Origin of the sequence: Pantoea sp. FN0305 (assembly GCF_050113845.1) — a bacterium.
Lineage (GTDB): Bacteria > Pseudomonadota > Gammaproteobacteria > Enterobacterales > Enterobacteriaceae > Mixta > Mixta alhagi.
Genome location: NZ_JBNJSN010000001.1, coordinates 786,167 through 805,264 on the forward strand (window position 1 = coordinate 786,167; position 19,098 = coordinate 805,264).

The 19,098-nt window shown below is 54.3% G+C and carries 16 protein-coding genes; 13 read left to right on the plus strand and 3 right to left on the minus strand.

Features of this window, described 5'->3' with window-relative positions; genetic code table 11:
* Positions 1-144 precede the first annotated feature (144 nt).
* The 10 genes from ACQE3Y_RS03615 (at position 145) to flhE (ending at position 12,615) form a co-directional block, all read left to right on the plus strand.
* Positions 145-1,803, plus strand: coding sequence for a methyl-accepting chemotaxis protein (locus tag ACQE3Y_RS03615; RefSeq protein WP_426980884.1), 1,659 nt, complete (start codon positions 145-147; stop codon positions 1,801-1,803).
* Between the two features lie 143 nt (positions 1,804-1,946).
* Positions 1,947-3,620: a methyl-accepting chemotaxis protein gene (locus ACQE3Y_RS03620; protein WP_426972214.1), complete on the plus strand. Its 1,674-nt coding sequence runs from the start codon at positions 1,947-1,949 to the stop codon at positions 3,618-3,620.
* Between the two features lie 202 nt (positions 3,621-3,822).
* Positions 3,823-5,496, plus strand: coding sequence for a methyl-accepting chemotaxis protein (locus tag ACQE3Y_RS03625; protein WP_426972216.1), 1,674 nt, complete (start codon positions 3,823-3,825; stop codon positions 5,494-5,496).
* A 302-nt stretch (positions 5,497-5,798) separates the two neighbouring features.
* Complete coding sequence (cheR, locus tag ACQE3Y_RS03630) at positions 5,799-6,674, plus strand: protein-glutamate O-methyltransferase CheR (RefSeq protein WP_085071430.1); 876 nt, start codon at positions 5,799-5,801, stop codon at positions 6,672-6,674.
* Positions 6,671-7,720: a protein-glutamate methylesterase/protein-glutamine glutaminase gene (locus ACQE3Y_RS03635; protein WP_250650172.1), complete on the plus strand. Its 1,050-nt coding sequence runs from the start codon at positions 6,671-6,673 to the stop codon at positions 7,718-7,720. Before cheR ends, ACQE3Y_RS03635 begins: the two co-directional genes overlap by 4 nt.
* A gap of 40 nt (positions 7,721-7,760) precedes the next feature.
* Entirely contained in the window at positions 7,761-8,150 is a 390-nt protein-coding gene (gene cheY / locus ACQE3Y_RS03640) for a chemotaxis response regulator CheY (protein WP_085071432.1), read from the plus strand.
* A 9-nt stretch (positions 8,151-8,159) separates the two neighbouring features.
* Positions 8,160-8,804, plus strand: coding sequence for a protein phosphatase CheZ (gene cheZ / locus ACQE3Y_RS03645; RefSeq protein WP_085071433.1), 645 nt, complete (start codon positions 8,160-8,162; stop codon positions 8,802-8,804).
* A gap of 190 nt (positions 8,805-8,994) precedes the next feature.
* Positions 8,995-10,146: a flagellar biosynthesis protein FlhB gene (flhB, locus tag ACQE3Y_RS03650; protein WP_426972219.1), complete on the plus strand. Its 1,152-nt coding sequence runs from the start codon at positions 8,995-8,997 to the stop codon at positions 10,144-10,146.
* Entirely contained in the window at positions 10,139-12,220 is a 2,082-nt protein-coding gene (gene flhA / locus ACQE3Y_RS03655; RefSeq protein ID WP_426972220.1) for a flagellar biosynthesis protein FlhA, read from the plus strand. The genes flhB and flhA overlap by 8 nt, the downstream gene beginning before the upstream one ends.
* Positions 12,220-12,615 (plus strand): flagellar protein FlhE, encoded by a 396-nt coding sequence (gene flhE, locus ACQE3Y_RS03660; RefSeq protein ID WP_426972221.1) that lies wholly within the window; start codon positions 12,220-12,222, stop codon positions 12,613-12,615. Before flhA ends, flhE begins: the two co-directional genes overlap by 1 nt.
* A gap of 185 nt (positions 12,616-12,800) precedes the next feature.
* Here the strand turns inward: flhE and argS are convergent, their stop codons facing one another.
* Positions 12,801-14,534: an arginine--tRNA ligase gene (gene argS / locus ACQE3Y_RS03665; protein WP_426973048.1), complete on the minus strand. Its 1,734-nt coding sequence runs from the start codon at positions 14,532-14,534 to the stop codon at positions 12,801-12,803.
* Positions 14,535-14,739: 205 nt separating this feature from the next.
* The gene (locus ACQE3Y_RS03670) at positions 14,740-14,862 is read right to left on the minus strand and encodes a hypothetical protein (protein WP_257788816.1); all 123 of its coding nucleotides are present in this window, start codon (positions 14,860-14,862) and stop codon (positions 14,740-14,742) included.
* Between the two features lie 311 nt (positions 14,863-15,173).
* On the opposite strand from ACQE3Y_RS03670, the gene ACQE3Y_RS03675 reads away from it, so the two are divergent.
* The gene (locus ACQE3Y_RS03675) at positions 15,174-15,737 is read left to right on the plus strand and encodes a VOC family protein (protein ID WP_250650167.1); all 564 of its coding nucleotides are present in this window, start codon (positions 15,174-15,176) and stop codon (positions 15,735-15,737) included.
* Here the strand turns inward: ACQE3Y_RS03675 and ACQE3Y_RS03680 are convergent.
* A complete protein-coding gene (locus ACQE3Y_RS03680) occupies positions 15,734-16,882 on the minus strand; it encodes a MalY/PatB family protein (protein WP_426972222.1) in 1,149 nt (382 codons plus the stop codon). The genes ACQE3Y_RS03675 and ACQE3Y_RS03680 overlap by 4 nt on opposite strands.
* An 85-nt stretch (positions 16,883-16,967) precedes the next feature.
* On the opposite strand from ACQE3Y_RS03680, the gene cutC reads away from it, so the two are divergent.
* Together cutC and ACQE3Y_RS03690 are read left to right on the plus strand one after the other, a co-directional pair.
* Positions 16,968-17,720: a copper homeostasis protein CutC gene (gene cutC, locus ACQE3Y_RS03685; protein WP_426972224.1), complete on the plus strand. Its 753-nt coding sequence runs from the start codon at positions 16,968-16,970 to the stop codon at positions 17,718-17,720.
* Between the two features lie 385 nt (positions 17,721-18,105).
* Positions 18,106-18,555, plus strand: coding sequence for a hypothetical protein (locus ACQE3Y_RS03690; protein ID WP_426972226.1), 450 nt, complete (start codon positions 18,106-18,108; stop codon positions 18,553-18,555).
* The last annotated feature ends 543 nt before the right edge of the window (positions 18,556-19,098 follow it).

Below are 19,098 nucleotides of genomic sequence, written 5' to 3' on the forward strand. Positions count from 1 at the left end.
TAACGCGTCGCACGGGGAAAGAAAACAGCGAATCGCGGCTGCCGGTAAGGCCGCATTAATAATGGAGTATCTGGAGTAAACCCATCCATGATAGCGTATTCTTTACACAAACTGTTATTTTTGTGTTTGAAATAAGGGAACTATATGTTTAAAAATATAAAGATTGTAACGGTGTTGTATGCCGTGCTGGCATTATTTAGCCTAATGCAATTAACAACTAACGGTTTGTTCTATTACTCTCTGCAAAAAAATCAGCATAATATTGAAATTGACCATGTTATTCGCGTGCAGCAAGAGCACTTATATGATCTTGGCACGACGTTGTTAAAAGCACGTAATACCCTGGCTCGCTACGCACTTTATTTAACGCTACATGAAAAAGATAAAAGCCTTGCTGCTTCCTCGCAGGAGTTGTGGGTTAGCTCCAAAAAAAATCTGGAGGAGGCTGAAACGATATTCCATGCATTTCAGCAATCGCTAAAACAGTCGCAAGAGAAGGATAATGATGAGGTTATCGCGGCTTACCACCAGCTGCATCAGGCGTTGAGCGAGCTGCGACAGATGTTAAATAAAGGTGATATGGCAGGCGCTCTGGCGCAGCCCACGGAACAATATCAGGAGTGCTTTATTCTGGCTTATGAAAACTGGCTGAGGAAAAATCAGGCGCTGATTAAAGAAGCCAACGCGATAAACGAACGGGATCATGAGTATTCAATCGGGCTATCCATTTTTATTTCATGTCTGTCGGTTATCAGTACCGTTTTAATGTGGATCATGCTGCGACGCATCTTGCTAAAGCCGCTGATGTCCACAATGGAACATATCAAGCGTATTACGCGCGGTAATCTCACGGAAGACATCTCTGCTGAAGGTGATAACGAAATGAGCCAACTGGCGCTCAGCCTGAGTGAGATGCAACACTCTTTGCGGTGCACCGTCAGTGATGTGCGCGGTGGGGCGAACACTATTTATCATAGCGCCACCACCATTTCTCACGACAGCGGCGACCTGGCATCCAGAACCGAACAGCAGGCGGCTTCCCTGGAGCAGACGGCTGCCAGCATGGAAGAGCTGACCGCCACGGTAAAACAGAACGCTGATAATGCCCGCCAGGCATCGCAGCTGGCCCTGAGCGCATCGGAAACGGCGCAGAAGGGCGGCAAGGTGGTAAACAATGTCGTGACCACCATGAGCGAAATATCCCACAGTTCGAAAAAGATGGCCGACATTATCAGCGTGATTGATGGCATCGCCTTCCAGACCAACATTCTGGCGCTGAATGCGGCGGTGGAAGCGGCACGTGCCGGTGAGCAGGGACGTGGCTTTGCAGTCGTCGCCGGTGAGGTACGCAGCCTGGCAAGCCGTAGTGCGCAGGCGGCAAAAGAGATCAAACACCTGATTGACGAATCGGTCAGCTGTGTGGATACCGGCTCCGTGCTGGTGAGCAGCGCAGGTGAAACCATGCATGAAATTGTCAGCGCGGTAAAACGCGTGACCGATATTATGGCTGAGATTGCCGCCGCTTCGGATGAACAGAGTCGTGGAATTGAACAGGTAAGCCAGGCGGTGACGGAAATGGATAGCGTAACCCAGCAAAATGCCGCGCTGGTAGAGGCATCTGCCGCCGCCGCCGCCGCGCTGGAAGAACAGGCCAGCCGCCTGATTAAAGCGGTAGCGGTGTTTACGCTGCCGGGTGGCAGTAACAGCATAGAGGCGCAGAAGACATCGCTGATGTTGACGCAAACTCACGCCAGGCTGGAAAACAAAGCGCAAGCTGCTGAAGACAATTGGATCACATTTTAACCGCTGTATCTGCTTTTCTGATGCCGTCACCCGGCGGCATCAGTTTTACTAATCCGTCCGCTTTTTTTAGTTCAATAAATAAAACTTACCCCTTCCTTGCCGATAACAGACTGGTAGTCATTTTCTCAATACCAGGGGTAAATATGTTAAAGCGAATTAAAGTGGTGACCAGCCTGATTACAGTGCTGGTCATTTTTGGCGTAATGCAGCTACTGGCGGGTGGGCTGTTTTTCCATGCGCTAAATAAAGATAAAACCAATTTTAACGTTTCACAAACGTCCAGTCAGAACATCGCCGCGTTGACCGATGCCTGGATTGCGCTTAACCAGACGCGTATCACGCTTAACCGTGGCATGCTGCGTTTGCAAAGCTCTCTGGCCAGCGAGATTAATGGCGGCAAACTGGATGGACTGGTGAAGCAAAGCCGGGCGCAGCTGGCAGAAGCGGAAAAACATTACCGCGAATATAAGGCGCTGCCAAACACGCCAGGGCTGGATGAGCAATACAATAATCTTTCACTGCGCATGGAAGAAAAATATACCACGCTGGCCAAGACGTTATCTGAGATGACCGACCTGCTGGAAGCGAAGCAGCTGGAAGGGATGTTTAAGCTCAATATTGAGCAGAAACAGGATGAGACCCAGGCGGTTTATACCGAATGGCGCAACGCGCAGGCGGAGCTGTCAGCCAAAGGCATCGCTGAAAACGAAACCGCCTTTAATATCATGCTGTGGATCCTGGGCATCATTATGGTGCTGGTCGTGACTGTGATTGTACTTTGCTGGTTTGGCCTGCAGAACATTCTGCTCGCGCCGCTGCATAAAACCATGCAGCACATCAAAGCGATCGCCGCAGGCGATCTGACGCAGCCGATCGAAGTGGAAGGGCGCAATGAGATGAGCCAGCTGGCCGCCAGCCTGAAGCATATGCAGCAGGAGCTGGTGCGCACCGTCAGCGACGTGCGCGACGGTTCAGACGCCATCTACACCGGCGCAAGCGAAATCACCGCCGGCAGCAACGACCTCTCTTCCCGTACTGAACAGCAGGCCGCCTCGCTGGAGCAGACCGCTGCCAGCATGGAAGAGCTGACCGCCACGGTGAAACAGAACGCGGAGAACGCCCGTCAGGCGTCGCAGCTGGCGCTGAGCGCGTCGGAAACCGCACAGAAGGGTGGCAAGGTAGTGGACGGCGTGGTGAAAACCATGAGCGAAATTGCCGGCAGTTCGAAGAAGATCGCCGACATCATCAGCGTGATCGATGGCATCGCCTTCCAGACCAACATTCTGGCGCTGAACGCGGCGGTGGAAGCGGCGCGTGCTGGCGAGCAGGGCCGTGGCTTTGCGGTGGTTGCCGGTGAAGTGCGTAACCTGGCGCAGCGCAGCGCCCAGGCGGCGAAAGAGATTAAATCACTGATCGAAGACTCGGTTTCCCGCGTTGACACCGGCTCCGCGCTGGTAGGTACCGCTGGCGAAACCATGAGCGATATCGTCAGTGCGGTAACGCGCGTAACCGACATCATGGGCGAAATCGCCTCGGCGTCAGACGAGCAGAGCCGTGGGATTGACCAGGTGGGCCTGGCGGTGACCGAAATGGATCGCGTAACCCAGCAGAACGCCGCACTGGTAGAAGAGTCCGCCTCTGCTGCTGCCGCGCTGGAAGAACAGGCCAGTCGCCTTAGCCAGGCCGTATCAGTGTTTAAAGTGCGTCAGGAGCAGGCTGGTCGTTCAATGCCGCTGAAAACGCCGGTACTGAGCAAGCCTGCCGGAACAAAGCTGGCAGCGGCCCCTGCTACTGACAGCAACTGGGAAACCTTTTAATTCTTTTACCCCTGCATCCGCGAAACAACCATAACCAGGGATGCCGTTCTGTGACGGCATCCCTGTGCGGAAATGTAAAGCGCACTGAACCTACATTTACAGAGCAATACAGGTTCGGGCGGCGGTTAATTTCAGATAAGGATAAAGATCCTGATAAGCGTGCCGATAAATCCATTCATTCAACCACGCTTTAAGGTTCACTATGTTTAAACATATTAAAGTTGTGACGGCACTGATCCTGGTGCTGACGATATTCGCTGGACTGCAGCTTGCTTCAAGCGGGCTGTTTTTCAATGCCCTGAAAGGGGATCGGCAAAATTTTATGCTGACGCAGAAGATCCAGCGTGAGCAGATCAATCTCAACGCCGCCTGGGTAGCGTTGATTCAGGCGCGTAACACCCTTAACCGCGCCGGTATCCGCTATATGCTGGATGCCAATAATGCGGGCAGCGGCAGCACCGTTGCCGAGCTGGTAGCGCTGGCCAATCAGCAGCTGGAAGCAGCGGATAAAAGCTTTGCCGCCTATCAACAGGAAGTGCCGGATGATGTCAAAAACCTGGCTTACCTGGTGGCGATAAATGAAAAATATAAGGTGCTGCATGACGCGTTAACCGAGCTGGTGCAAATGCTGGGCGCAGGCAACCTGAAAGGGTTTGTTGACCAGCCGACGCAGGGCTATCAGAACGATTTTGAAAGTGCTTATAACACCTGGGCACAAACCACCAGCACCTTTATGGCCGCCGGTGCCGAACAAAATGAGAGCGCCTATCAGCGTGCACTGTGGATCATTGGCATCGTTCTGTTGGTGCTGGCAAGTATCGTTGCGCTGGTCTGGACCGGTATGCACCAAATTCTGCTGCGTCCGTTGAAAACCACTATGGATCATATCCGTTATATCGCCGCAGGCGATCTGACGCAGCCGATTGAAGTGGAAGGGCGCAATGAGATGAGCCAGCTGGCCGCCAGCCTGAAGCATATGCAGCAGGAGCTGGTGCGCACCGTCAGCGACGTGCGCGACGGTTCAGACGCCATCTACACCGGCGCAAGTGAAATTACCGCCGGCAGCAACGACCTCTCTTCCCGTACCGAGCAGCAGGCCGCCTCGCTGGAGCAGACCGCTGCCAGCATGGAAGAACTGACCGCCACGGTGAAACAGAACGCGGAAAACGCCCGTCAGGCGTCGCAGCTGGCGCTGAGCGCGTCGGAAACCGCACAGAAGGGTGGCAAGGTGGTGGACGGCGTGGTGAAAACCATGAACGACATCGCTGGCAGCTCGAAGAAGATCGCCGACATCATCAGCGTGATCGACGGCATCGCCTTCCAGACCAACATTCTGGCGCTGAACGCGGCGGTGGAAGCGGCGCGCGCCGGCGAGCAGGGCCGCGGCTTTGCGGTGGTTGCCGGTGAAGTGCGTAACCTGGCGCAGCGCAGCGCCCAGGCGGCGAAAGAGATCAAAACGCTGATTGAAGACTCGGTTGCCCGCGTCGATACCGGTTCAGTACTGGTGGAAAGCGCTGGGGAAACCATGAGCGATATCGTCAGTGCGGTAACGCGCGTGACCGACATCATGGGCGAAATCGCCTCGGCGTCGGACGAGCAGAGCCGTGGGATTGACCAGGTAGGCCTGGCGGTGACCGAAATGGATCGCGTAACCCAGCAGAACGCCGCGCTGGTGCAGGAGTCTGCTACTGCCGCTGCCACGCTGGAAGAACAGGCCAGCCGCCTCAGCCAGGCTGTCGCCGTGTTCAGAATTCGTAAAGAATTTGCTGCCGCCGCCGTTAACGTTAATACGGCAGCGAAAAAGTTGCAGAGCGCTACGCCGACAACGGCAGCGCGCAAATCCACCGGCACGGATGAGAACTGGGAAACCTTCTGATTAAGTGCGCAGTGGCAATAAGCGATGTGTTGACAGCAGGAAGTCCTTGTCCAGTTTCGAATAATGGCGAGCCACACGAACGGCCGCCAGCCAGATTGGGTCACACAGCAGAATGCCGCGCTGAGAGAGGAAGCGGCAACGGCCACGGATTAGCTTGTAGCCTGGCTAATTCGTCTGAGTAACAGCGGCGCGGTTTGCGCTGCTGGTTGCCAGACCAGCGCATTCAGGCGGGATGCACATAAGCTATCGCCCTGAAGCGGCGCCCTTTAACCTTTTATCTGCTTTTTGTTGGGTGAACCTGGATGAAGAAATCAACATTACTGGCACCACCCGAGAACGCAACGCTGTTATCTCAGATGGTCCAGCGCTTGCCTCTCTCTGATACGCACTTTCGCCGTATCAGTCAGCTCATTTATCAGCGTGCCGGCATTGTGCTTGCCGATCATAAGCGCGAGATGGTTTACAACCGGCTGGTGCGTCGTCTGCGCACATTGAACATTGATGACTTCGGACGTTATCTCGCCCTGCTGGAAAACGATCAGAACAGCGCCGAGTGGCAGGCGTTTATTAACGCGCTGACCACCAACCTGACGGCGTTTTTCCGTGAGGCGCACCATTTTCCGATTCTGGCCGAGCATGCCAAACGGCGCGGGGGAAACTACAACGTCTGGAGTACCGCGGCCTCTACCGGCGAAGAACCGTACTCCATCGCCATGACGCTGGCGGAAACGTTGGGCACCGGACCGGGCAAATTTACGGTTCATGCCAGCGATATCGATACCCAGGTACTGGAAAAGGCCTCATCGGGGATCTACCGCCAGGAAGAGCTGCGCACGCTATCGCAGCAGCAGATGCAGCGCTTCTTTTTGCGCGGTACCGGCCCACACTCCGGCATGGTGCGGGTGCGTTCTGAACTGGCAGGCATGGTGAGCTTTACCCAGCTTAACCTGCTGGCGCACGAATGGTCGCTGCCCGGACCGTTTGATGCGATTTTTTGCCGCAACGTAATGATCTATTTCGACAAAGAAACTCAGGAAAAGATCCTGCGGCGCTTTGTTCCGCTGCTGAAGCCCGGTGGCCTGCTGTTTGCGGGTCACTCGGAAAACTTCAGCCAGATAAGCAAAGAGTTTTATCTGCGCGGACAAACGGTTTACGGGCTGACTAAGGAAAGATCATGAGCAAAATCACCGTAATGTGCGTTGATGATTCAGCGCTAATGCGACAACTGATGACAGAAATCATCAACAGTCATCCCGATATGGAAATGGTGGCGACGGCGCCCGATCCGTTGGTGGCGCGCGATTTGATAAAACAGTTCAATCCGCAGGTGCTGACGCTGGATGTCGAGATGCCGCGTATGGATGGCCTCGATTTTCTGGAAAAGTTGATGCGTCTGCGCCCGATGCCGGTAGTGATGGTTTCATCGCTGACGGCGAAGGGATCGGAAGTGACCCTGCGCGCACTGGAGCTGGGTGCGATTGATTTCGTTACCAAGCCGCAGTTGGGCATTCGCGAAGGCATGATGGCTTACAGCCAGATGATTGCCGACAAAATTCGTGCCGCAGCGCGCGCGCGTATGGTGCCGCGCCTTAATCAGGCGGCGCCGGTGATGCTGAAAGCGGGCCCGCTGCTCAGTAGTGAAAAGCTGATCGCCATCGGCGCATCAACTGGCGGCACCGAAGCGATCCGTCATGTGCTGCAGCCGTTGCCGATGACCAGCCCGGCGCTGTTAATTACGCAGCATATGCCGCCAGGTTTTACCCGCTCGTTTGCCGAGCGTTTGAACAAGCTGTGCCAGATCACCGTGAAAGAAGCGGAAGATGGCGAACGTATTCTGCCGGGCCATGCTTATATTGCGCCCGGCGCTATGCACCTGGAGCTGGCGCGCAGCGGCGCTAACTATCAGGTGAAACTGAACGATGGTCCGCCGGTTAATCGTCACAAGCCTTCGGTGGATGTGCTGTTTAAATCGGTGGCGCAGCATGCCGGACGTAACGCCGTCGGCGTCATCCTTACCGGGATGGGCAATGATGGCGCGGCCGGGCTGCTGGAGATGCAGCGCGCCGGCGCCTGGACCATCGCGCAGAATGAAGCAAGCTGTGTGGTTTTCGGTATGCCTCGTGAAGCAATTGCTTACGGGGGAGCCAGTGAAGTGGTGGATCTGCACCAAATCAGCCAGCATATGTTGGCCAAAATTAGCGCCGGACAGGCATTGCGTATTTAACCAGGCCCGTCCAGCGGGTTGAGATAACACAGGAGTAGATATGGTTGACAAAAATATGCGCTTTTTAGTGGTGGACGATTTCAATACGATGCGTCGTATTGTGCGTAACCTGCTAAAAGAGCTGGGCTTCAACAACGTTGAAGAAGCCGAAGATGGGGCAGACGCGCTGACCAAGCTGCGTGCTGGCGGTTTCGATTTCGTCATTTCCGACTGGAACATGCCGAACATGGATGGTCTGCAACTGCTGCAAACCATTCGTGCCGACGCCACGCTGGGCAAGCTGCCAGTGCTGATGGTCACCGCGGAAGCGAAGAAAGAGAACATCATCGCTGCGGCGCAGGCGGGAGCCAGTGGCTATGTGGTGAAACCTTTTACTGCGGCGACCCTGGAAGAGAAGTTAGGTAAGATCTTCGAAAAATTAGGTATGTAAGGAGACGTGATGAGCGAACTTACGAAACCAGCGACCGACGCGGCATCGGCGCAGGACATCATCACACGCATTGGCTCGTTAACGCGCATGCTGCGTGACAGTCTGCGTGAGCTGGGGCTGGATCAGGCCATAGCAGAGGCGGCGGAAGCGATTCCCGACGCCCGCGACCGCCTTGATTATGTTGTTCAGATGACTGCTCAGGCTGCTGAGCGCGCGCTGAACTGCGTAGAAGCATCACAGCCGCGCCAGGATGCGCTGGAGCGCGGCGCCAAAGATCTTAAGACACGCTGGGATGCCTGGTTTGAGGACCCCATCGAGCTGTCGGATGCGCGCGTGCTGGTTTCGGATACGCGCGAATATCTGGCTACCGTGCCGGAACACACGTCCTTTACCAACGCACAGCTGCTTGACATCATGATGGCGCAGGATTTCCAGGACCTTACCGGTCAGGTTATCAAGCGTATGATGGATGTGATCCAGGAAATTGAGCGCCAGCTGCTGATGGTGCTGCTGGAAAATATGCCGGAAGCGAATGCGCGTCAGAAGCGGGAAGAGAACAGCCTGCTGAACGGCCCGCAGATCAATGCCGCCGCGCCTGGCGTGGTTGCGAACCAGGATCAGGTTGATGACCTGCTCGATAGTCTGGGCTTCTGAGTTAAACGCTGCCGTTCGGTAAACCGGAGCGGCAGCCCTTTTGCTTGTGCACAGGCCGACGATGCCCGATCGTCGGCCTGCTTTTTCCATTCCCTGAAATAACCCCTGTTTAACCCTGTTACTCCACCCATTAAATTTGCCTGGGTTTGGCAAGCTATGCGTAATTCCTATTCCAGAGCAGGTGATCAACGTGGCTGAAGGTAGCGACGAGGAAAAAACAGAATCGCCCACACCCCACCGACTAGAGAAAGCGCGCAAAGAAGGGCAGGTCCCGCGATCCCGCGAACTGACTTCTCTGCTGATGCTGGTGGCGGGGTTGCTGATTTTGTGGATGGGCGGCGGGACGATGGCGCGTCAGCTGGCTGAGATGGTCGCCTCCGGCTTTAGCTTTGATCATCATTTGATTAACGACCCTGGTCAGATTGTACGTCACATCAGTCGTCTGCTGGGGCTGGCGGTATGGGCGCTGGTGCCGATGATGGCGGGCCTGGTGCTGGTAGCGATCGCCGCGCCGATGCTGCTGGGCGGGATTGTCCTGAGCGGTAAATCCATTTCATTCAAGTTTAGCAAGCTGAATCCGCTGAGTGGCCTGAAGCGCATGGTGTCAGCGCAGACCTGGGCCGAGCTGTTAAAAGCGGTGATGAAAGCGGTGCTGGTGAGCTCGGTGGCTGGTTGGTATATCTGGGTAAGCTGGCCAGAGATGCTGCACTTGGTCAGCGAATCTCCGTTTGTTGCGCTGGAGCACGGCATGCGCATGGTCGCCGTATGCTGTTTTCTGGTGGTGTTGGGGCTGGTGCCGATGGTGGGCTTCGACGTCTTCTGGCAGCTCTACAGTCATTTCAAGCAACTACGCATGTCGCAGCAGGATATCCGCGATGAATATAAAGAGATGGAAGGCGACCCGCACGTTAAGGGCCGTATCCGTCAGGCGATGCGCGCAGCCGCTCGTCGCCGCATGATGGCTGACGTGCCGAAAGCGGACGTGATCGTTACCAACCCCACGCACTATTCCGTCGCGCTGCAGTATGACGAGAAGAGAATGAGCGCGCCGAAAGTGGTGGCAAAGGGGGCGGGCGACGTGGCATTGAAGATTCGTGAGTTGGGGAAAGAACATCGCGTGCCGATACTGGAAGCGCCGCCGCTGGCGCGCGCCCTTTATCGTCACAGTGAAATTGGACAGCACATTCCTGGCGCGCTGTATGGCGCGGTAGCGGAAGTGCTGGCCTGGGTATGGCAGCTGCGTCGCTGGAAGCGCGAGGGCGGCCTGATACCGCAGAAACCTCAACGTTTGCCGGTGCCGGCTGAACTGGACTTTGCAGGAGAAACGAGAACTGATGGCTAATCTGGCCGCTTTACTTCGCTTACCGGGTAACATGAAAGATACGCAGTGGAAGGTGCTGGCTGGCCCGCTGCTGATTTTGATGATCCTGTCGATGATGGTGCTGCCGCTGCCGCCCTTTATCCTCGATCTGCTGTTTACCTTTAATATCGCGCTGTCAATTATGGTGCTGCTGGTAGCGATGTTTACCCAGCGGACGCTGGAGTTTGCCGCGTTCCCGACCATTCTGCTGTTTTCAACGCTGCTTCGCCTGGCACTGAACGTTGCCTCCACGCGCGTTATTTTACTGGAAGGGCATACCGGCGCCGCGGCGGCAGGTCAGGTGGTGGAAGCGTTTGGCCACTTCCTGGTCGGCGGCAACTTCGCCATCGGTATTGTGCTGTTTGTCATTCTTATCATCATTAACTTTATGGTTATCACCAAGGGTGCCGGACGTATCGCCGAAGTGGGCGCGCGCTTTGTACTTGACGGGATGCCTGGCAAGCAGATGGCGATCGATGCCGATTTGAATGCCGGTTTGATTGGCGAAGAAGAAGCGAAAAAGCGCCGTACAGAAGTCACCCAGGAAGCCGATTTCTACGGATCAATGGACGGTGCCAGTAAGTTCGTTCGTGGTGACGCTATCGCGGGCATCATGATCATGATTATCAACGTGGTGGGCGGCCTGATGGTGGGCGTGCTCCAGCACGGAATGTCGCTGGGCACCGCAGGGGAAACCTATACGCTGCTGACCATCGGTGACGGCCTGGTTGCGCAGATCCCCGCTCTGGTGATCTCGACCGCCGCCGGTGTGATTGTTACCCGCGTCGGTACCGATGAGGATGTGGGCGAGCAGATGGTGACCCAGCTGTTCAACAATCCACGCGTAATGATGCTGAGCGCCGGCGTATTAGGCCTGTTGGGGCTGGTGCCGGGCATGCCGAACCTGGTGTTCCTGCTGTTTACCGCCGCGCTGTTAGGCTTAGCCTGGTGGCAACGTGGCCGCGAGATGCAGCCGAAGCCGGTAGCGCAGCCGTTGCCGCGTGCGCAGGAGACGGCCGCAACGGTTGAAGCGACATGGGGCGATGTACAACTGGAAGACTCACTGGGGATGGAAGTGGGCTACCGCCTGATCCCTATGGTGGATCAGCAGCAGGATGGTGAGCTGCTGGGACGTATCCGCAGTATTCGTAAGAAGTTTGCGCAGGAGATGGGCTTTTTGCCGCCGGTGGTGCATATCCGCGACAATATGGATCTGCCTGCCGCCCGCTATCGTATTCTGATGAAAGGGGTTGAGATCGGCAGCGGCGACGCTTATCCGGGACGCTGGATGGCGATTAACCCTGGTACGGCCGCCGGTACGCTGCCGGGTGAAGCGACGGTTGACCCGGCCTTTGGTCTGGCGGCGATCTGGATTGACAGCGCGCTGAAAGAGCAGGCGCAGATTCAGGGCTTTACCGTAGTGGAAGCCAGTACCGTCGTGGCTACGCACCTTAATCATCTGATTGGTCAATATGCCAGTGAGCTGTTTGGTCGTCAGGAAGCGCAGCAGCTGATGGATCGCGTGAGTCAGGAAATGCCGAAGCTGACTGAAGATCTGGTGCCGGGCATTGTGTCGCTGACCACGCTGCATAAGGTGCTGCAGAATCTGCTGGCCGAGCGCGTGTCGATCCGCGATATGCGCACCATTATTGAGACGCTGGCGGAACATGCGCCGGTACAGAATGACCCGTATGAGCTCACGACGGTGGTACGCGTGGCGCTGGGCCGCGCCATTACCCAGCAGTGGTTCCCGGGCAATGGCGAAGTGCAGGTGATTGGTCTTGACGCGACGCTGGAACGTCTGCTGTTGCAGGCGCTGCAGGGCGGTGGCGGACTGGAGCCGGGTCTGGCAGATCGTTTGCTGGAGCAGGCGCAGCGCGCGCTGCAAAATCAGGAGATGTTAGGCGCGCCGCCGGTGCTGTTGGTTAATCATCCGCTGCGTGCGTTGCTGGCGCGCTTCCTGCGCCGTAATCTGCCGCAGCTGGCGGTGCTCTCGAATATGGAGCTGAGCGATAATCGCCATATCCGTATGACCGCAACCATTGGAGGTCAGTAATGCGACTTTCACTCTGTGCGTTGATGTTGCTGTTGCCGCTGGCAACGCAGGCGGCGGACGGTGCCTGGCAGGGGAGCGCCACCGGCGTGACGTTAAGCAATCGCGGCGTGGAGGCATCATCGCCGCCGATTGCGCCGCCGGGTCCAATTTCTGGCCTGATGAGTGTGATTTACTGGCGTTTTGAACTGACCGGCCCGCAGCCAGCTGGCCTGATGGTAAAACTCTGTTCCAGCACCCGCTGCACGCCGATCGAAGGGGCCAGCGGCTCGACGCGCGGCCTGACCAATGTGCCCGCCAGTGATACGCTGCGTTTTGTATATAGCGTACAGGGGAAGGGAAGGCTGTTTCCTGTCACGCGGGTGCGCAGCAATCAGGTAATGGTAAATTACAACTAGTACCGCGTCTTATCGCACCGATCTGCCTGCTCCTCTGGGTAAGCACTGCGACTCAAACCACTCCACGTGTGGCCTTTTCTGACAACAACCTTTCCGGTGCCAGATAGCAGATAAAAAAATCCACGCCGGAGCGTGGATTTTTTGCTGTTATCAGGGCTTCGCCAGAAACAAGGGCAGCCTGTGGCTTACATACGCTCGACGGTTTCAATACCCAGCGTATCCAGACCCTGCTTCAGCGTGCGTGCCGTCAGCAGCGCCAGCTTCAGACGGCTCTGGCGTACTGCGGCGTCTTCTGCTGACAGAATCGGGCAGTGTTCGTAAAAACCAGAGAACAGACCAGCCAGATCGTACAGATAAGCACACATTACGTGCGGCGTACCGTCACGCGCCACCAGCGTAATGGTCTCTTCAAACTGCAGCAGACGTGCCGCCAGCTGTGCTTCACGCTCATCGTTCAGCTGAATGGTGCCTTCCAGTAGCGCATTCTCATCAATCCCGGCTTTACGGAACACTGACAGCACGCGTGTATAAGCATACTGCATATAAGGCGCGGTATTGCCCTCAAATGCCAGCATGTTATCCCAGTCGAAAATGTAATCGGTGGTGCGACTTTTCGATAAATCGGCATATTTCACCGCGCCAATACCAACAATATTCGCCAGTTTGCGCAGCTCATCGGCATCCATCTCCGGATTCTTTTCCGATACCAGCGCGGTAGCGCGCTCAACCGCTTCATCCAGGAGATCCGAAAGCTTAATGGTGCCGCCGCTGCGGGTCTTAAACGGACGCCCATCTTTGCCCAGCATCATACCGAACATATGGTGCTCAAGCGGTACCGATTCCGGCACATATCCCGCTTTACGTACGATAGTCCAGGCCTGCATCAGGTGCTGGTGCTGACGCGAGTCGATATAGTACAACACGCGATCGGCATGCAGCTGCTCATAGCGATATTTCGCGCAGGCAATGTCGGTAGTGGTGTAGAGATAGCCGCCGTCCTTTTTCTGGACGATCACGCCCATCGGCTCGCCGTCTTTATTTTTAAACTCGTCAAGGAAGACAACGGTTGCGCCTTCGCTTTCCACCGCCAGCCCTTTCGCTTTCAGGTCGGCAACGATGCCCGGCAGCATATCGTTATACAGGCTTTCACCCATGACATCGTCACGCGTGAGCGTCACGTTCAGACGATTGTAGATCGTCTGGTTCTGGGTCATGGTGATATCAACCAGCCGCTTCCACATGGCGCGACAATATTCATCGCCGCCCTGTAATTTCACCACGTAGCTGCGCGCGCGCTCGGCGAAAGCCTCATCTTCGTCATAGGTCTTTTTCGCTTCACGGTAGAAGGCTTCCAGATCGGCCAGCGCGATCTCTTCATGATGCTCACGCTGCTGCTTTTCCAGATAGGCGATCAGCATACCGAACTGTGTGCCCCAGTCGCCGACATGGTTGGCGCGGATCACGTGATGACCAAGGAATTCCAGCGTACGTGCCGCCGCATCACCGATAATGGTTGAGCGCACATGGCCTACGTGCATCTGTTTCGCCACGTTTGGCGCTGAGTAGTCAATCACGATAGTTTGCGCATCCACCGGCGCAACGCCCAGACGCGGCGATGCCAGCGCGGCTTCCGCCTGCTGCGCCAGCCATTCAGGGGCGAGGAAAATATTAATAAAGCCCGGACCCGCGATTTCAACCTTACTGGCGATGCCATTAAGATCAAGATGCTGAACGACCTGCTCAGCCAGCTGACGTGGCTGCTGACCCAGTTTTTTCGCTACCGCCATAATGCCGTTGGCCTGGTAATCGCCAAACTGAACTCTGGCCGACTGACGAACCATAGGTTCGCAATCTGCCGGCGCGCCAACGGCGATCATCGCCTGACTAACTTTTTCCGAAAGGAGAGCCTGAATATTCACCGAGTTACCTTCATCCGTCTGCACTGCCCACCGCGCCAGGGGCGGCAGGCATAATCATCGCGACGCCTGACAGTCTGGCAGGGTGCTGTACAATAGCGTCGCGGAAAAAAGAAGGGGGGAAGTATACGTTATTTGCGGGGGTGCGTCAGCAGCCGTAGCAGGCGGAAACATTGCTGTTGATGTTTCCGCCACCGACGAAAAAAGGTTAACGACGTCGAGAATGCCGATATGGGTTATTTACCGTTTTTTCATTGCGCACCTTCCAGTGGCGGGTGAGAGCATACCCCATCAGCGCGATAAGAACTGCAATAATAATAAGTTTAAGCATAAAGCCATTCCTTGTGTGATGGTTCGGGTAAATCTATAAGAAAGACTTGGTAGTCGCAATTGCGCACTTAACCAATTAGGAATTACCTTAAAGCCCCTGCAAACATAATTAAAAACATTAGGTTAACCGGGGTTTTATAAAATATTTCCTGGACCTGTGCCGTGCTAAACTGGACATAAATAAGGTAAATTACGCCAGCTTATCTAAAAAAACCTGTCATTAACGCTATTTTTACAACTATAACTGGTCTTGCAAAATTGCTTATAAAGCAATCAATGTTTAAGAAAATTGTCTAAAAGTGGAGAGTAATTGTGCCATTCAGGAATAATCTGGAAGCGCTATCTGACCTGACAAACGATCTGCCGCGTTTTGAAAAATCACTGGTGAATCTGGCGGAAAAGTTGGGTTTAGTACTGGAAAACCTCGAGGCCGACCATATTTCGCTGCGCTGCCATCAAATTGCGACAGCGGAGCGCTGGAAACAAGGCTTGATGCAGGTTGGCAAGTTGTTCTCAGAAAAAATGATTAACGGCAGGCCGATTTGTCTGTTTCAACTGCACGAGCCGCTAAGCGTAGGGCCGTGGCGGATCGAGGTGGTTGAGCTGCCCTGGCCGGGCAATAAACTCTATCGCCATGAAGGATGGGAGCATGTTGAAATTGTCCTGCGCGGCGATCCGGCCACGCTGGGTGCCAGGGCAATGGCATTATTATCTGACAGCGGCCTGCTGCAGCCGGGCATTTCATTCAAAACCAGTGCGCCGCAGGGCGAAGGCGAACGTCTGCCTAATCCCACGCTTGCCGTGACCGACGGAGAGATCACCATTAAATTCCATCCCTGGAGTTTGCAGGAGATTGTTGCCAGCGAGCAGGATTAAGCCTTTGCCGCAGCGACCGCGCGTTCCAGGCGTGTCACCGCCTCTTCCAGCGTGGCCCGCGTACAGCCGAAGTTAAAACGCACGAAGCCATCGTCGCCAAACTCCCGCCCCGGTGAAAAACCCAGCCCGTGCTGTTCAAACCAGAGCGTCGGGCTGTCAACATTGGGTAAGCGTGCTGAAATCCAGGCCAGATAGGTGGCTTCCGGCGGCGCGACGCACAAACCCGGCAGCGCATTAACACGTTCACACAGCCAGTCACGATTATGGCGCAGATAATCGATCTGAGCCTCAAGCCAGGGCTGACCATCGCGCCAGGCTGCGGTAGCAGCGGTCAGCGCCAGGATATCTACCGAGGGTACCAGGCCGCGACGTGCCACTTTGAAACGCTGGCGCAACGCTTTATTGGGAATAATCGCCAGCGATGCGCCCAGACCAGCGATATTAAAGGTTTTCGAGGGTGAAATAAGCGTCACTGAACGCTGCGCGGCATCCTCGCTAAGCGTAGCGAAAGGCGTATGCGTTAAGCCCGGCTCCAGGATCAGATCGCAGTGGATCTCATCAGAACAGACAATCAAATCGTGGCGCTGAGCAAACCGCAGCTGCTCCGCTAATTCTTCGCGCCGGTAGACCGTGCCGCCGGGATTATGCGGATTACACAGCATCAGCAATTTCTCATTTCCCTTTAGCTGCATCTCCGCCGCTGCCAGATCCATTATCCAGCGCTGATTTTCCAGCCGCATTTGCAAACTGATTTGGCTGCGCTCTGCCCAGGCGGCGGCCAGTCTGAAAGGAGGATAAATGGGCGTCGGGGCAAGGGTGCCTTCGCCAGGGGAAGTAAAGGCGCGCACGCATAAATTGAGACCGGCAACCACGCCGGGCAAAAACACTAACCAGTCCGGCTCAATCTGCCATTGATAGCGGGTGGCCATACGTTCAATAACGATATCGATAAGCTCGTCGGGCTCGCTGCCGTAACCGAATACGCCATGTTCCACGCGCGCGTGCAGCGCCTCGATAACCGCAGGCGGCGAAAGAAAGTCAGTATCCGCTACCCACAGCGGCAAAACATCGCGATCGCCATATTTTCGCCATTTAAGGCTATCGCTGTGATACCGGTCTATCCATTGGTCGAAATTGAATGCCATGATTACGTCTCTCTTTACACTACCTGCAAACTGAGCCTAACTGAGAATCAGGAAACCAGCCAGCAGTCATTAACAGGAGGATGAAATGGTTAAACTGGAAGTCTGCTGCTACGGAATCGACTGCGCGGTTAACGCCCAGCAGGCGGGCGCTGACCGGATTGAGCTTTGCGCCGCGCCGAAAGAGGGCGGTTTGACACCGTCCGCAGGCATGTTACAGGCGGCACGCGAACATCTTGATATTCCGGTCCACCCTATTGTTCGTCCACGTGGCGGCGATTTTTGCTACAGCGCCCGTGAGTTCGCCACGATGAAATCAGATATAGCGTTAATTCGGGAGCTGGGTTTTCCTGGCGTGGTGCTGGGGATGCTTGATGAAGATGCTTATATAGACATCAACAGGATGGAGGAAATAATGTCGCTGTGTGGCGATATGCAGGTGACTTTCCATCGCGCTTTTGATCTCTGCCATAGTCCGAAACGTACCCTGGAGACATTGACCGGTCTGGGCGTTGCGCGCATTCTTACATCAGGCCAGCAACAAAATGCGGAGAACGGAATTGCATTGTTAAAGGAACTTACTGAGTTAAGTAAAGGTCCAATTATTATGGCGGGTGCGGGCGTCAGGTTAAGCAACCTGCAAAAATTTCTGGATGTCGGGATCCGTGAGCTGCACAGCTCCGCCAGTCATCTGGTTTCTTCCCCGATGCGCTACCGGAAAGCGGGCGTTTCCATGAGTTCCGATGTCGAGACCGATGAATTCAGCCGTCAATGTGTTGATGGTGAGATGGTTGAGGCGATGAAGAGCATTATGCAGATGAATGTTGTTCGGGTTGCCTGAACCATAAACAGTTTTTGCCGCGCAGCACGCCGTTCCTCAGACGTGATGTTTGCAAGTACCAAACCCCAGCACTTTGTTGGGGTTTTTTTTATGCCAAAAAGAGCCTGATAAAAAGTGCGACTTTGAAATCATAACCTGCCTGCCGCATCATTTTTAGTGGATTTCACACGCTTCATTTTCCTGTCAATCCAGGATGTTGACATCAGCGTAACACTTCCTGCAGTAGATTTAATCCTGCTTTCTCTTGCCTGATTTTGACTGTTATTAAATTTCGATAAGAATATTCTCGATTATCCTGGTTAAATTCTTATATAATTTTTAACTGGTATTGATGCTTTGTAAACAAAGCAAGATTGCTTTAGATAAATTGTCAGGATAAAGGCCTATGAAAAACAGGAAGTTAACATTGCTTCTCACCGTTATGGTACTGGCTTTAACAGCGTGTAATGAGAAAGAAGGTGTAACGTTTGTTAAAAACCCAGATAAGGCAGGTGAATCAATCACGCCTCCTGACTGGGCCGCTATTGCACGTAGTGACATTCAGAGCGGTTTGGCGATGAGTCTTTTTAGCGCGACCTGTAAACTCCTTTATCGCGATGAGCAGTGGTTTGTGGGATGCAAACCAGAAGAAGACGAATCATCGTTTATGCTCTATTCCATTCAGCAGGATAAAACCTCGAAAATGAGTTCTGTAGTGGTTGCGATTAACGATCTGGCGAAACGTTATACGCATCAAAACCTGATGCTGCGTCAGATTATCACTACCGATACGCAAAATATCGCGCTTAATCCTGAACGTTTAAAACAAGATTTCGAAGCCCAGTCAGGAACATAAAAGAGGGAGCAGATCTCTTTTCAAGCCTGTGCGTTAACAGGTAAGCCTGTCATTCTGTATCACTACTTGTGATATCAGCGGTTGCCCCATGCTGCCGGAGCCTAATCCGGCAGCACTTTTATTCTTCCCTCGTTGCCTCTCCTGAGCTTTTTTAACGATAGATATCGACAAAACCTATTGCCTGCCTCTGGTAGCCATCGCTCTGGAAACTTTTTAAGGTCTGAAAAGGATGTTATTAACTTTAATACGCTTTGGTACGAGGGCGAAAAGTTAAATCTGCAGCAAATTTAACTAAATGAGCCAGGTCACATTTTTCACATTGGTTACCAGTGCTAAACACATTGCTGAATCAGGTGCCGATCTTCCGTCACGCCGCAAAATAAACCCACTCTTTGTAATTTATTGAAAGATATAACCATTTTCTTTCGTGTCTTTTTTCTGATGCGAATAAGAATTTTTCGCAAAATACCCTAAAAGAGCGAGTTATTGATTGGTTTTACACTAATCGACTGTATTTAAAGCATAAATTATACAGGAGGGAAA